This is a genomic window from Microcoleus sp. MON1_C5 (assembly GCF_036701875.1).
Taxonomy (GTDB): domain Bacteria; phylum Cyanobacteriota; class Cyanobacteriia; order Cyanobacteriales; family Microcoleaceae; genus Microcoleus.
This window is the reverse complement of record NZ_JAUBRN010000001.1, coordinates 100,318-114,788: the sequence shown is the minus strand read 5'-3', so window position 1 is coordinate 114,788 and position 14,471 is coordinate 100,318. Positions and strand designations below refer to the sequence as shown.

Annotated in this window: 11 protein-coding genes and 1 pseudogene; 4 read left to right on the top strand and 8 right to left on the bottom strand. The window is 45.6% G+C overall.

Annotation, left to right across the window (positions count from 1 at the left end; translation table 11 throughout):
- The first annotated feature begins 20 nt into the window (after positions 1 to 20).
- The gene (locus QUA71_RS00470; protein ID WP_333280872.1) at positions 21 to 1,613 is read left to right on the top strand and encodes a B12-binding domain-containing radical SAM protein; all 1,593 of its coding nucleotides are present in this window, start codon (positions 21 to 23) and stop codon (positions 1,611 to 1,613) included.
- A 107-nt stretch (positions 1,614 to 1,720) separates the two neighbouring features.
- Here the strand turns inward: QUA71_RS00470 and QUA71_RS00465 are convergent, their stop codons facing one another.
- Both QUA71_RS00465 and vapB read right to left on the bottom strand, forming a co-directional pair.
- Positions 1,721 to 2,104 carry a type II toxin-antitoxin system VapC family toxin gene (locus tag QUA71_RS00465; RefSeq protein ID WP_333280869.1) on the bottom strand — a complete coding sequence of 128 codons (384 nt, stop codon included), beginning with the start codon at positions 2,102 to 2,104 and terminating at the stop codon, positions 1,721 to 1,723.
- Between the two features lies 1 nt (position 2,105).
- Positions 2,106 to 2,327 (bottom strand): type II toxin-antitoxin system VapB family antitoxin, encoded by a 222-nt coding sequence (vapB, locus tag QUA71_RS00460; protein WP_333280866.1) that lies wholly within the window; start codon positions 2,325 to 2,327, stop codon positions 2,106 to 2,108.
- 313 nt (positions 2,328 to 2,640) lie between these two features.
- Here vapB and QUA71_RS00455 point away from each other — a divergent pair, with 313 nt between their 5' ends.
- Positions 2,641 to 3,540, top strand: coding sequence for a M48 family metalloprotease (locus QUA71_RS00455; protein ID WP_333280863.1), 900 nt, complete (start codon positions 2,641 to 2,643; stop codon positions 3,538 to 3,540).
- A gap of 66 nt (positions 3,541 to 3,606) precedes the next feature.
- On the opposite strand, the gene QUA71_RS00450 is transcribed toward QUA71_RS00455, so the two are convergent.
- Together QUA71_RS00450 and QUA71_RS00445 are read right to left on the bottom strand one after the other, a co-directional pair.
- Complete coding sequence (locus tag QUA71_RS00450; RefSeq protein WP_333280861.1) at positions 3,607 to 4,248, bottom strand: hypothetical protein; 642 nt, start codon at positions 4,246 to 4,248, stop codon at positions 3,607 to 3,609.
- Between the two features lie 30 nt (positions 4,249 to 4,278).
- Positions 4,279 to 4,722 carry a Tse2 family ADP-ribosyltransferase toxin gene (locus QUA71_RS00445; RefSeq protein ID WP_333280858.1) on the bottom strand — a complete coding sequence of 148 codons (444 nt, stop codon included), beginning with the start codon at positions 4,720 to 4,722 and terminating at the stop codon, positions 4,279 to 4,281.
- 551 nt (positions 4,723 to 5,273) lie between these two features.
- On the opposite strand from QUA71_RS00445, the gene QUA71_RS00440 reads away from it, so the two are divergent.
- Positions 5,274 to 9,488 (top strand): tetratricopeptide repeat protein, encoded by a 4,215-nt coding sequence (locus tag QUA71_RS00440; RefSeq protein WP_333280855.1) that lies wholly within the window; start codon positions 5,274 to 5,276, stop codon positions 9,486 to 9,488.
- 23 nt (positions 9,489 to 9,511) lie between these two features.
- Here the strand turns inward: QUA71_RS00440 and QUA71_RS00435 are convergent.
- Positions 9,512 to 10,358 (bottom strand): annotated as a pseudogene (locus tag QUA71_RS00435) (IS630 family transposase).
- 106 nt (positions 10,359 to 10,464) lie between these two features.
- Between QUA71_RS00435 and QUA71_RS00430 the strand changes: the two are divergent.
- Complete coding sequence (locus QUA71_RS00430; protein WP_333280852.1) at positions 10,465 to 10,647, top strand: hypothetical protein; 183 nt, start codon at positions 10,465 to 10,467, stop codon at positions 10,645 to 10,647.
- 153 nt (positions 10,648 to 10,800) lie between these two features.
- Here the strand turns inward: QUA71_RS00430 and ftsH4 are convergent, their stop codons facing one another.
- The 3 genes from ftsH4 to QUA71_RS00415 all read right to left on the bottom strand — a co-directional run bounded on the left by ftsH4 (position 10,801) and on the right by QUA71_RS00415 (position 14,327).
- The gene (gene ftsH4 / locus QUA71_RS00425; RefSeq protein ID WP_333280849.1) at positions 10,801 to 12,669 is read right to left on the bottom strand and encodes an ATP-dependent zinc metalloprotease FtsH4; all 1,869 of its coding nucleotides are present in this window, start codon (positions 12,667 to 12,669) and stop codon (positions 10,801 to 10,803) included.
- 226 nt (positions 12,670 to 12,895) lie between these two features.
- Positions 12,896 to 13,369 carry a tryptophan-rich sensory protein gene (locus QUA71_RS00420; protein WP_333280846.1) on the bottom strand — a complete coding sequence of 158 codons (474 nt, stop codon included), beginning with the start codon at positions 13,367 to 13,369 and terminating at the stop codon, positions 12,896 to 12,898.
- A 112-nt stretch (positions 13,370 to 13,481) separates the two neighbouring features.
- Positions 13,482 to 14,327: a M48 family metalloprotease gene (locus tag QUA71_RS00415; protein WP_190659666.1), complete on the bottom strand. Its 846-nt coding sequence runs from the start codon at positions 14,325 to 14,327 to the stop codon at positions 13,482 to 13,484.
- Positions 14,328 to 14,471 lie beyond the last annotated feature (144 nt).

The window sequence follows — 14,471 nt, the reverse complement described above, 5'->3', positions numbered from 1 at the left end:
GATGTGAGGTTTAACATATAATGCGAGTTCTTCTAGTTTACCCGCTGTTTCCGAAAACATTTTGGTCTTACGAGAAAATTTTAGAATTAGTCGATCGTAAAGTGCTGCTGCCACCGCTGGGTTTGGTAACGGTAGCAGCTATTTTACCCCAAGAATGGGAATTTAAGTTAGTCGATCGCAACATCAGACAAATCACCGAAGCAGAATGGGAATGGGCAGAGCTCGTTATTCTGTCCGCAATGATTGTCCAAAAAGAAGATTTGCTAGACATCATTCGCGAAGCAAAACGGCGCGGTAAATCCGTAGCTTGCGGCGGCCCCTACCCGACTTCCGTACCCGAAGAACCTCAAGCAGCGGGCATAGATTACCTGATTCTCGACGAAGGCGAAATCACCTTGCCGATGTTCGTCGAAGCAATAGCGCGCGGCGAAAAAAGCGGAATTTATCGATCGGACGGCGTAAAACCCGATGTTACCACAACTCCAATCCCCCGCTTCGATTTGCTGGAATTAGACGCCTACGATTCGATGTCGATTCAATTTTCCCGAGGTTGTCCCTTCCAGTGCGAATTCTGCGACATCATCGTCCTCTACGGCCGCAAACCCCGCACCAAAAACCCCCAACAATTGATAGCAGAATTAGACTATCTCTACAACTTGGGCTGGCGGCGCGGCGTGTTCATGGTAGACGACAACTTTATCGGCAACAAACGCAGCGTCAAACTGTTGCTAAAAGACTTAAAAGTCTGGCAAGAAGAACACAAATTCCCGTTTACTTTCAACACAGAAGCCTCCATCGATTTAGCCCAAGACCAAGAATTGATGGATATGATGGTTGCTTGCAATTTCAATGCAGTATTTCTAGGGATTGAAACTCCCGACGAAGAAAGCCTGCAAATGACGAAAAAATTCCAAAATACCCGCAATTCTTTGATAGAATCGGTAGAGTTAATTGCCAAATCCGGTTTGCGAGTAATGGCCGGATTCATCATCGGATTTGACGGGGAAAAACCCGGTGCCGGCCAGCGGATTGTCCAGTTTGCCGAAGCAGCCGCCATTCCGAGCACAACCTTTGGAATGCTGCAAGCTTTGCCACACACTGCGTTGTCCCACAGACTAGCAAAAGAAGGGCGGTTGCGCGACAAATCTGGCAACCTCAATCAGACTACTTTGATGAACTTTATCCCGACGCGGCCTCTCGAAGATATTGCCCGGGAATATGTCGAAGCATTCTGCGAAGTGTACGATGCTGAGAAATATTTAGACCGGACTTATCGCCATTTCTTAATGTTGGGTGCACCTACAGCAAATATACCTGCAAGAATTCCCAGTTGGATCGATTTGCGAGCACTGCTAACTGTGGTGTGGCGGCAGGGAGTCAAGCGCAAAACTCGCTGGAAGTTTTGGCATCATTTGTTCAGCATTCTCAAGCGCAATCCTGCGGTTTGGGATCATTATTTAACAGTGTGTGCTCACAACGAGCATTTCCTGGAATACCGCCAGATTGTGCGGGATGAAATTGAAGCTCAATTGGCTGACTTTTTGGCTAATGAGTCTCAAACTGTATATCAAGAACCTGTGGCTGTTGAGGAAAAGCAAGTGCAAGCTGTTTAGGGTTGGAGAATTCAACCGAATAGCCAGATACCCTACTTCTTAAACAAGTCTGGTATCTGGCTATTCTCTTCTGTTAGGTGGAGTTACTTATAAAATTTTTGCCTTCTTCATGACCAAACCCGCTGAATTGGATAAGCCTCAAAAGCCTCATCGCGACTAATCAAAACCAGCGAATGATTCATCGTCTGTGCTACCAGAATGCGATCGAAGGGATCTCGATGATGCAGAGGAAGACCTGCGTAAATCTCAGTGTCTTCAAATGTAATTGGTAGAATTTGAGCGTTAATGTATTGCAATTCCTTCGGCAGCTCTTGAAATGGCCGATTCAGTTGAAGCTTACCGACATTGATTTTAATAGAGATTTCCCAAAGGCTGGCAATACTAAAATACAAACCTGTTTTAGTATCGATCGCTTCTTTTGCTTTACTACCTAGATTGGAATCGCCCAGCAAATACCACAGAAAGGCATGAGTATCTAAAAGGGATTCCATGTTACATATATTCCTTTAAATCTTCCAGCGGTGCCTCGAAATCATCAGACATAACGATCTGACCTGCCCAACTACCATAACCATGAGGTTGTTCAAGTTGTTCTTGAGATGATTCAGTTTTTGCGTGTTTTTCAAGTAAATATTTTGCATAATGCAATATCTCTTGTTTGAGAGATTCTGGCATCTTGACGACAGTTTGAAAAATCTCTATATCGAGAGTCATGATTTATGTGAAATTTTTACTATGTCATATTCACCAATTATACGGTAATTGCAGTCAAAGGGTATTTAGAATGGTTATCTCGTTTAATCTCGTTTCCAAGCAGAGCCTGGAAATGTCATATCCTGCGGCTCTACCGCCTCTTGAGAGCAGGCGAGAGAGCCTCCCGAGGCATTCCCAGTTTCTGACTGAAAACTTGAAATACTACTATTGGCGGCAGCAGTTATTTCGGCAGATAGAGGCGCGATCGCCCGCAGTTATGAAAATCTAATTACAAGATAAAAAATATCAAAATAGCGATCGCCCTCAACCCGCCATGCTAGGAACCAATCAACTCAGAACAGCCGCTCTCTTAGGACTTCTAAGCGGCCTTCTCGTTTTAGGAAGTTATTATTTAATCGGCAACGAGCAAGGACTTTACATCGGTTTAGCGCTAGCAGCGTTCTCAAGTTTTAGCTCTTGGTACTATTCCGACACCGCCGCGTTAATGGCTTACCGTGCTCAGCCGATCGCCCGCAGCGAAGCACCAGAAATCTACGATATGGTAGCATCGCTCAGCGAAAAAGCCCAAATTCCGGTGCCGAAAATATTTCTAGTTCCCACTCAATCTCCCAACGCATTCGCTACAGGAAGAGACCCGGAACACGCGACAATAGCAGTTACTGAAGGCATCATAAAGCTGCTTTCTCGCGAAGAATTAGAAGGCGTTTTAGCCCACGAACTCACGCACATCCGCAACCGCGATACCCTCACTCAAGCAGTTGCAGGCACAATTGCCGGCGCGATTACATTTGTCGGGCGAATTCTGACTTTTGGAGCGCTTTACGGCCCGGTAACGCGGGATAGCAGACAAGGCGCGAATCCGTTTGGTTTGCTGTTTTTAATCATTTTAGCACCGCTATCAGCAACCGTAATTCAAATGGCGATTTCTCGGACGAGGGAATTTGCAGCCGACAGCGGTGCGGTGGAAATTACCAATAACCCGATCGGCTTAGCAAACGCCCTGCAAAAGTTGGAGAAACTGGGTCATGAAATTCCCATGCACGGCAATCCTGCGATGTCGCCGCTGCTGATTGTGAATCCTTTTTCGACTAAAGGTTTGCAGTCACTTTTCCGCACTCACCCGCCGACAGAGGATCGCATTCAACGGCTATTGGAAATCGCGCAGCAGCAGCAGCAAGGTACTCCAGTTATGGCCTACGTGCCCGGAATTTGATCGCTCGAAAATGCAGCAACAATATTTAGAAACCCCGGTGTTTGAAGCAGCCGGGTTTCTGTTTGTTTATAACGATCGCTTTATGGAGGGACTAATTCTTCGAGAGGTAGAGGCAGATCGCTTTCTCCGTAAATATCGCACAGTTTTGGAGTTACTGTGAGGGGTGATGGCTCCATTGAAAAAATTTACCCCACGCAGCAATTCATCAGGCTTGTTCTTTAAGTCCGGTGATGCTAGTAGTGGTTTATAAACTTCACCTTCATAGGGCTTCCAAACATATCCCAGACTGAACGATTGAAAAACCGAAGATGCTCCCGTTGCTTGCCAAACAGCTTCAGCTAAAACCAATCCAGGAAAAGCCAAGCCAGGCTCTTCAATCAATTCGCTGTAGGTTCTAAACTCATCTACTTCCATACCAACTAAAGCATACCGAAACGGTGGAGCAAACCGCAAACGCAGATACAGAAATCTACCTATTTCCGTCATTAAATAAGCACTTTCTGGAGTGTTAATTCCAATCTCACTGATGCCACTTGGACAAACTCGACACCACCAATTTTCTTCTATATCCTGAAAAATTTCTGCCCGACATTGGGAAACTCTACCGTTTGAGAGCACCCAGAAACTTTTATTGAAATATTGAGCAAATTGCTGTGCTTCAGATTGCTTTGTGCCACATTCAGCCGATAAGCTAAACACCCATGCCATTGCTGTTCTCCCGTTGACTAAATTAAACTCTCAAACTTTCTCCCATTCGTTCTGTGTCTGGGCCAGGGCTGCTTCATATTTCTCTAAAAGCATTGTAGCGCTTGGCAAAATACTGACATGAGTTGGACTATCTTGCACAGCTTCAATATCTCCGAGGATCTTGCTGTCGTCAATCTGCCAAAGAGGATCTTTTCCTGTTCCGCCAAATTTTGGGGGTTTGCGGAATGGTGGTAAGCCCTCGATAGAGAGGGAGACAGACATTCCTTTTGTGTTTCTAATGGCTACAGTGACAGACTCCTCTGAAGACTTGCGCTCTGTTTCTGGTAGTAAATAACCTTGTTCATCCAACCAGTCTTTGGGCACTTGCTCAACATCAATGTCAATACTGGGTCTGACTCCCAGTAGCCTCGCGTTGCGTCCCCTTTTGGGTTTACCGTTCTCTTCTGCCATGCCTCGATAATAGAGTCTTGCCATTAGCCTTTTATCAGCCCAACTCGATCGCCCGACCAATCATAATGTAATTCCTGTATTGGTTGGATGCGATCGCTCTTTGTTTTTGCAGCTAATTCGTGAGATGTCACTGCTCATTTATTTTGATTTGAGTATCAGGGAGAGCGCCCTGTGATTGCTCTGGCTGGATACCCAGTGCTTTTTGTGGTGGTTTGCCAAACCCGATCGATTGAATGAGGAAACGATCGCACACATTGCTTAACTTCATGAACCTGGAAAATGCTGTAACCTTCACGATCCCTTTGTTTCCTGGCTAATAGGGAAAAAGTCTTTGTACAATGGCGCACAGCCTTCCCTGGACTCGTCAGGTACAACCGCTTCGTGGAGTGAATTCCCTCAACCTTGATACCATTGAGCGTCTATATGCACATTTGTTTCAGACAATGTACGGGACTATCTGTCATTGATTCCACCAAGGCTCTGATCTGGTACAATCGGCCTAGACAGTGAAAATAGAGATTCAAGCTACATCTAAAAGCAATTCAAAACTATAACATCAGTTAAAAACACTCAAAATGCTTGGACTCCAAGAAATTTTAGTCAGCTATGTACCCAAGAGTCTAGTGCAACGCATCGCAGTCAACTCAGAAATCTTACAAACACCCCTGCAAGAACACTTAAAAGCGGCAGTTTTGTTTACCGATATCTCTGGATTCACAGCCCTCACCGAACGCCTAGCCGAACGCGGGCCTGATGGTGCAGAAGAACTAACCAAGCATCTGAACGCCTATTTTGGACAACTGATTGAACTGATTAGCGATCGCGGCGGCGATATTATTAAGTTTGCTGGCGATGCCATGTTGGCAATTTGGCCTGCCACGGACGAGTCACTGGCGACAGCAACTTACCGCGCTGCTGAGTGTAGCTTGGCAATTCTGGAAAAACTCAGCCATTACGTTGCTGGAGACGTGCGCCTTACCCTACATATCGGTATTGCAGCAGGGGATTTGATGAGTCTGCACGTTGGTGGGGTAAACGAATTTTGGCAATATTTAGTAGCCGGTCAACCTCTGGCTCAAATGGCGCTAGCTGAAGTACAGGCTCAATCTGGCGAAGCCTGTATTTCTCCTGAAGGTTGGGCGCTGATTCAACACTACTGCGAAGGTACTCCCCTAGAGTCGGGAGTTGTGAGATTGAATCAGGTGAAAAAGAAGTCAGAGGAGCTATTTGGGAGCTATTTGGCATCAGGAAAAGAGGATTTACTAACACCTAAGCCGGTTTGCGATTCCTCTTCCCAATTTCCCATTCCCCAATCCCAATTCTCCAATCCCAATTCCCCAATCTTAATGCCAGAAATGGTAAAAATCTTGCGGAGTTATATATCTCCGGGCATTCTAGTGCGACTGGAGGCTGGACAAAGCCAGTGGCTGTCGGAACTTCGCCGAGTCACTGTATTGTTTATCGGACTACCACCAGTAAAAGACTTGACTCAAGAGGCTTTAAAACTGATTCAGTCATGTACGCAGACTATCCAGAGTCTCTTGTTTCAGTATGAAGGGACTCTGCGAAATGTGATGATGGATGATAAGGGTCTGCTGGCGATCGCAGCTTTTGGTTTGCCGCCCATCTCCCACGAAGATGATACTGTACGGGGTGTCCAGGCAGCAAAAGCTATACAAGCGAGATTGCGGATCTTGGGGTTTGAGGCCAAGATTGGTGTCACCACAGGTCGAGTTTACTGCGGGACAGTGGGCAGCGAATGGCGACGAGAATATACAGTATTGGGAGACGTGGTGAACCTCTCGGCGCGATTGATGCAAGCTGCAAATAACGAGATTTTATGTGATGAGACGACTTATCATGAAGCCGCAAAGAGTTTGCAGTTTGAATCTTTAGAACCAATTCGAGTGAAAGGAAAAGCCCAGCCCATCCCAATTTATCGTCCCACGGGCCAGTTGCTCGCTGCTAAATCTAGTCGTAAAACTTTAGAATACCAGAGTCAAATGGTCGGTCGTGTTAAAGAGCGATCGCAAATGGCATTGCAACTACAAGTTTTTGTAGAAAACAATATTAGTGGAGTTTTAATTATCTCCGGCGAACCGGGCATCGGTAAATCCAGATTGGTAGAAAATTTTATCGCAGCAGCGCAGGGGCAAGAACTAGGGATTTTATTGGGAAATGCGGATGCGATTGAAAAATATACTCCTTATTATGTTTGGCGCCAAGTCTTCAGTCAGGTGTTCAATTTAGACTTAGAAGACAAAAGCTATCTGGAAATTCAACAGCGAACAACAAGCAGTCAGCGCGAGGCGAGCGATCGAGAACAGGAAACAGGGAAAAAACAACACTCAGCCCATAACCATCAAAAAGTTTTAGATTTTCTGACCGAAAAACCGGAAATTTTAGAGTTAGTGCCACTGCTTAATGTCGTGGTACCTTTAGATTTCCCTGAAACTGAACTAACGGCATCTCTCAGCGGCAAAGAACGTGCTGAGAAAACGCACAATTTTTTAGTTGAAGTTTTACAAATTGCTTCTCGAAAATTACCAAAACTATTGGTATTAGAGGACGCACACTGGCTGGATTCTGCTTCTTGGACACTCGCATTCCAAGTCAGCAAGCAAGTTCAACACTTACTATTAGTGATATCCACGCGCCCCCTGACTGAAAAACCACCAGATGACTATCTGAAATTACTCCAATCTCCGCACACCCAGCATTTACAATTGCAGGTAATGGATGAGTCAGATACACTGCAACTCGTGTGTCAGCGTTTGAATGTAAAGAACCTACCACCATCAGTCACCAATTTAATTGCTCAAAAAGCACAGGGAAATCCTTTTTTTAGCGAAGAAATCGCTTATGCGCTGCGCGATGCAGGTTTAATTGTGATTCGAGACGGTGAGTGTAACCTCCCACCCGGCCTATCCGATTTAGACAGTTTGAATTTGCCCAATACGGTTCAGGGTGTGATTACGAGTCGCATCGATCGCCTTTCTCCTTCCCTGCAACTTACCCTAAAAGTAGCGAGTGCGATCGGACGCGCATTTGCCTTTCAAATATTGCAAGAAGTTCACCCCATCGAAGCCGATAAAGAGGAATTAACAGAGTATCTCAAACAACTGGCTGTCTTCGACCTGACACCGCTGATGACACCAGAGCCAGAATTAGCTTACATTTTCAAACATATCATCACTCAAGAAGTATGTTACAACCTCATGTTGTTTGCCCAGCGACGCTCGTTACATCAACTGGTGGCCCAGTGGTATGAGCAAAATTATGGTAGCAAGATGCCAGAATATTACGAGATTCTCGCCTATCATTACCAGCAGGCAGAAATTTGGGAAAAAGCGCTAGATTATCTGCTTAAAGCTGGACAAAAAGCACAGCAAGCTTATGTTAATTCGGAAGCGCTATCTCATTATCAGCGCGCCTTAACTGTTTGCGAACAACTGGGAAATTCTGTAGATAGCAATACTTTAATTTCGATTTATGCCGGGGTGGGACAGATCCATTTTCTGCTGAGCGAGTTCCAGCCTTCAATTGCCGCTTATAAAAAAATGTTGGAAGTATCTCGTCGTCGAGGTGACAGACAGAAGGAAGCAGAAGCACTTTACAACATCGGGTATGGTTTTTTATGGGCGCATGACTTCGAGTCGGCCCTCGAATATGCCCAACAAGCTTATAACCTGGCATTACAAATCGGCGACAAAAGTATGCTAGCAGCCAGCCAATATGTCATGGGCTTTATATATGCCGTGACGGCCAAGCTTGATGAATCTTTTGGGTGTCTTTCTCAAGGGATAAAGCTGAGTCAGGATACGGGCAATAAAACTCAGGAAGGCTTCAATACTTTTATGCTGGGTTTGGTCTATAACTGGAAAGGAGAATACGAACCAGCACACCAATGGGGCGATCGCGGAGTCGCAATTGGCAGAGATTACAATATCCTACTCGTCTCGATAATGAACTTGTGGGAGAGAGGAATTACTCGCTGCGGTAAAGGTGAATATGAAGGAGCGTTTTCTGATTTGGAAACGCTACTGAAATTAAGCGATCGCCTCGGTGACAAAGTTTGGAAAAGTCGCAGCATTAATACTTTGGGTTGGCTGTACAGCGAACTTTATAACCTAGAACCTGCAATTGCATACAATCATGATGGGTTACAATATGCTGAGAATCTAGGCGACCCAGAAATTATTCGCAATGCCGCTATAAACTTGGGAGATTGCTATCTGCTGAAAGGAGATTTAATCACAGCCGGATCTTTTTTAGAGATGGTTTACCGAGATTCCCAAGAATACGGGAAGTGGGGAGAAGAATGGATGAAGTGGCGCTACTTGCAGCGCTGCTGTCACAGCTTGGGCGAATTGCGACTGGTACAGGGAGATGCAGAATCAGCGTTGAGCCTCGCCCAGGAGTGCCTACAGCTAGCGGAACCGACAAAAAGCCGCAAAAATATCGTCAAAGGGTGGCGGTTAATGGGTCAAGCCTTCCTTGCCCAAGGTCAGATTGAACGATCGCAGGAATTTTTAGAAAAAGCGATCGCGCTTGCCGAAGAGCTAGGTAATCCTCCCCAACTTTGGACAACTTATACAGCTATGGGAGATTTACACTCTCAATGCGGACAAACTGAGAAAGCAGTCACAGCTTATCGCCAAGCTTTGCAAGTGATCGAGGAGACAGCATTTCGATTGCAATCCAAGCAAATCAAACAAACTTTTCTCACCGCCGAACCCGTGGTGGCGATTCGGCAGAAACTCGAAAAAATTGAACTTATAAAGGTATAGTTATTTCAAATAAAAATGAGACACTAAGTTGCACAATAAGCGCGAATAATCTCATCAAGAGATGTGGCCGAATGCGAATACATTATAGCTCTCTTTAATGCACTAAAATCATGCTCAATATCATTTAAGTCAGGAGAGTATTTTGGCAAAAAAAGTATCTGATGGCCTGCTGACTCCACCAGGAGTCTAATTGCTGTCTTACGATGAATCGGTGCATTATCCATGATTAATATTGATGGTATTGTTAAAGATGGCAATAAATATAAAGCTAACCACCCTTCAAAACTTTCTGCATTCAAGCTCCCTGTAAAGACCATAGGTGCAATCAAGTCCTTGTTTCCTTTTCTTCTGCCTGTTACTAAATTTTCTCTTTTTCCGCGTTTTCCTTGTCTATCCCCATATACTTTTTTTCCTTTTTTTGACCACGCATAAACACAAGCATGAAACTCTTCAAACCCTGATTCATCAATAAATACAAGGCTTTTACTACCATGAACCTTAATTAAATTTCTCAGTGTTTGGTAGTATTTTATTCTTTCTTCTCTATTCCTTTCTCTATAACGAAATTATTTTTTTTCTCGTAATTTTCATTTTCTTTAAGGCATAGCATATGGCACTCGCTCTCACCCCGAATTTCCTTGCTCTTTCTATTAATCTTGCTTCGGGATTTTCTTCTACATCTTTTCTGAGCGCTTCGGAGTCTATTTTTCGCTCACGGTGTTCTACCTTGATTGCTCGAAGGTCTTCCCTCCCTAGCCATCTGTATATTGTTGCTCTTCCTACTTTAAACAGGGCGGCGGCTTTGGTTATACCCCCTCCATTTTCCACATAATCCACTACTCTTTTTCTCAAATCTAGACTGTATGCCATTTTTCGGCTCCGAGTTAACAATTTTTCTTGATTTTACATCATCTTGCATTTGTCTCACATTTATTTGAAATGACTATAAATTAAAAATCATCCATCTAGAGGTTCAATGTATCTATCTGGCAACTATTGCAACGGGGCTGCGTTACATCCAGAGTGCATTCTATTCTCTAACGACTTGGCGCAAGCAGTTGTAAACCCGGAGTTTGTCAGCAAAAAGTTTTACGACCACGAAGGAATTACAGGACGCCATCCTGCTCCAGCTTATATCCGCGAAGTGCTTGGCTTATGAGTAGGTCGATTTCAACCCACAATTTGTTTAAGTCCCGTTAGGTGGGCGCGAACGACTGAGAAACCAGCCCTACTCGCTTAATTTGAAATTAAAAAACGCAGATGATTTCAAATCATCTGCGTTCATCTGCGGTTTAATTAAACCCTATTAACCTCAAGCCGCAACCTTATCTAAAGGCCGCACTTGACGGAGGAATTCGCGAAGTGAATCACCTTCCACCACCTCAGTTTCCAACAGTTTCTGCGTAATTGTTTCCAACAATTCTCGGTTTGCTTTCAGAATATCCAAAGCTTGCTGATGTGCAGTTTCGACAATTTCCTTCACTTCTTGGTCGATCGCCTCAGCAGTCTGAGCACTTACCGCACGGCGGGCATTTCCCATACCGTCATTGAGGAACATTGATTGTTGACCTCGATCGTAAGCTAGAGGCCCCAAAACCTTACTCATCCCGTAAGTTGTCACCATCCGTTCAGCTAAATCAGTCGCCCTTTGCAAGTCGTTGGAAGCGCCAGTAGTAATGCTACCAAACACGACTTCCTCAGCCGATCGCCCGCCCAACAAAGTCGCAATTTGACCCCGCAATTCCGACTCATCTAACAAGAAACGGTCTTCAGTCGGTAGCTGCAAAGTATAACCCAAAGCAGCCATACCGCGAGGGACGATCGAGATTTTGGCAACTTCGCCATTACCAGTCATCAAAGCACCTACCATTGCGTGGCCGACTTCGTGATAAGCAACGATGGTTTTCTCTTTTTCATTGAGCACGCGGCTTTTCTTTTCCAAGCCAGCTACAATTCGTTCGATCGCCTCTGCAAAGTCTTCCTGCGCTACAGTTAGGCGTTTGTTGCGCGCCGCCAACAAAGCAGCTTCATTCACCAAATTTGCCAAATCTGCGCCGGAAAAACCGGGAGTGCGAGTGGCGATCGCCTTCAAATTAATATCCGGGCCCAACTTCACTTTTTGAGCGTGAATGTTCAAAATTTCTTCGCGACCCGATAAATCCGGGCGATCGACTAGAACTTGGCGATCGAAACGACCAGGGCGCAACAAAGCAGCATCCAAACTTTCCGGGCGGTTAGTTGCAGCAAGCACAATTACCGTAGTATTGCCCGCAGCAAAACCATCCATTTCAGTTAACAGTTGATTGAGAGTTTGTTCGCGTTCGTCATTCCCGCCGAAGCTAGCGTTACTGCTACGAGATTTGCCGATCGCGTCCAATTCATCAATGAAAATAATACAAGGAGCCTGTTTTTTAGCCTGCTCGAATAAATCTCTAACTCTTGCAGAACCAACACCTACAAACAGTTCCACAAACTCCGAACCCGAGATGCTAAAGAACGGCACGCCAGCTTCACCAGCCACTGCTTTAGCTAACAGCGTTTTGCCAGTTCCCGGAGGCCCGACTAACAGCACACCTTTCGGAATTCGCGCGCCAATTGCCGTAAATCTGTCAGGAGTTTTCAGGAATTCAACAACTTCGACTAATTCAGTTTTAGCCTCTTCTACTCCAGCCACATCAGCAAAAGTAATTTTCGCCGATTCGCCTTCTACATAGACCTTAGCTTTGCTTTTTCCGAGCGAGAGCGCACCCTGAGGCCCGCCACCCTGTCTGTTCATGAAAAATTGAAAAATCGCCACAAAAATCAGCGGCGGAACCACCCAGCTTAAAACACTGCCGATCCAGCCATTTTTGGCAGGGGGAGTTGCCGCAAATTCAACGCCTTTTTCTTGCAAAAGTTTAGGAAGTTCCAGGTCAAAAATCGGCGTAGTTGACAGCACTTGACCGGGTTGGTCTCCTTCGCCTTTTAGTTGGTAGCGAATTTCATTTTGGCCTACCGAAGCTCGGACTACATCTTGTTCTTGAACCTGATGGACGAACAAGCTGTAAGGCACTTGGGGAATTTGGGGGCCGAACAAATTCGGTAAAAAGATGTTTGCCAACAGGAACAAACTTGAGAGCAATAACAAGACATTGCTAATTTGTCGAAAACGAGGTGGTTGGGGCTGGTCTTTAATGGCCATTGATAGCTGTCATCCTTTGATTTAAAGCAGTTTTATTCATCTATTTTCTCATCAACTAGGCAGACAATGTTAAGCGGATTTCCTCACTTTATCGGGTGGGTTAACCCGCTAGCACGGATTTGCTATTATTAACAATGCTTTTTTTAATGAACCGCGAAGATGCTACGGACACGAAGGAAGATAAGAGCGTTATAGTATGTAGGGTGCGCCGAAGATCACCGAATATTTATGCCGCTTCTGGGTTTAATTGAATCATTTCCCAAGTAGTATAAGTGCCGATCGCACCCCAAATCACGTAAGGCAAAAGTAACAAAGCCGCAGTTTGAGAAATCGGCAAAACAGCCAACGTCAACACAGCTCCCACAATCTCGCCAGCCCCTCCCAAAATTGTCCCTACTTTGAGACTTTTGGCTCTGAGAGTAGCAGGAATATAAGCAACTGTGACAATTTCTAAAAGCAAGTACAAAGCCATCAGCAGCCAAGTTTTAAGGCTCCCTGGCTCCTGTTCCCACACGAAAGTAGCGCTGCCGGCCCCGCAAGCAAAAATCACCGTCCAAATTAACGGAATAGCAGGCTCAAAAAACATCCAATCCGGTCTTTGAAGTTTGACGGCCCAGTTAATATCCCGCAGTTTAAAAGACAGAGTGCCGAAGGCGACTGAGAAAGTCACGCCGCCGATAATCATCCAAGATTCGATCATGGTTTTCAACTTTCAAATTGCTCGATCGCTCATTAACTTGATCGTGTCAAATCCAAGCCGAACTTAGATCCGCCTTTAGTAATAACTTTTGTAAAGCCCGATGCAATTATCGCTAACCGCCAGACAAATTCTTAGCAAACTCTTCACGTCCCGACACCAAATTAGCTGGAATTCCGTTCGGGTAATTTTGCGCGATTAAAGCTTGCAACTTTTCAACTCGGTTTTCAGGGTTGGGGTGAGAACTCAAAAACTCCGGTGGCGCTTCGCCCTTCCTAGCGGCACCGAGAATTTGCATCACCTCAACAATAGCTCTAGGATCGTAACCCGCCTCCGTCATAAACCGAAAACCGAGCCGATCGCTCTCAAGTTCATCAGACCTACCGTACCGCAAACCGACCACTTGATTGACAGCTTGAGCAATTAATGCTGCCTGCTGGCCGCCCCCGCGCTCGTCGCTAGTAGCCACCCCAACCGCCGTTACCAAAGCCCTGCCCAACTGCTGTTTTGCCAAGTGTTCCGCACCGTGCCGGCCCACCACGTGACCGGCCTCGTGCCCCAGTACAGCAGCCAACTGAGCCTCCGAATTCAGGCGCTGCAGAAGTGCGGCGGTAATGAAAACTTGTCCCCCCGGTAAAGCAAAAGCATTGACAGTTTGGGGGTCTCGCAGCAGGTGGAATTCAAACGGATAACCCGCTTGTTTCGCCGCCGAACTGTTGACAACTCGTTCGCCGACTCGATCGATATACTGCTGAATACTCTCGCTGGGATAAAGCCCCCCGTGCTTGGCGGCCATTTGATCTCGCGCCTGCAATCCCAAAACTATCTCTTGGCGGGGAGAAAGCTGCACCCGCTGTCTCTCTCCAGTTACCGGATTTTGTACGTCGTTTGTAAAATAGGTAATTGCCCCAAAAAATGCCATTAACAGCCCGATCGCGGCCCTGAATAAAAATTTTGTCACAGACTTTTACCTAAAAAGTTTCGCGATTAGAATACTAGGGTGACAGCTACCTCCACATCTGTCTGAAGTATCAAGAATGGAAAGTTGTTAGAGTTTTTTGAGATAATTTGCCAACAAGGCTTTTTTTAACGAACCGCGAAGGCG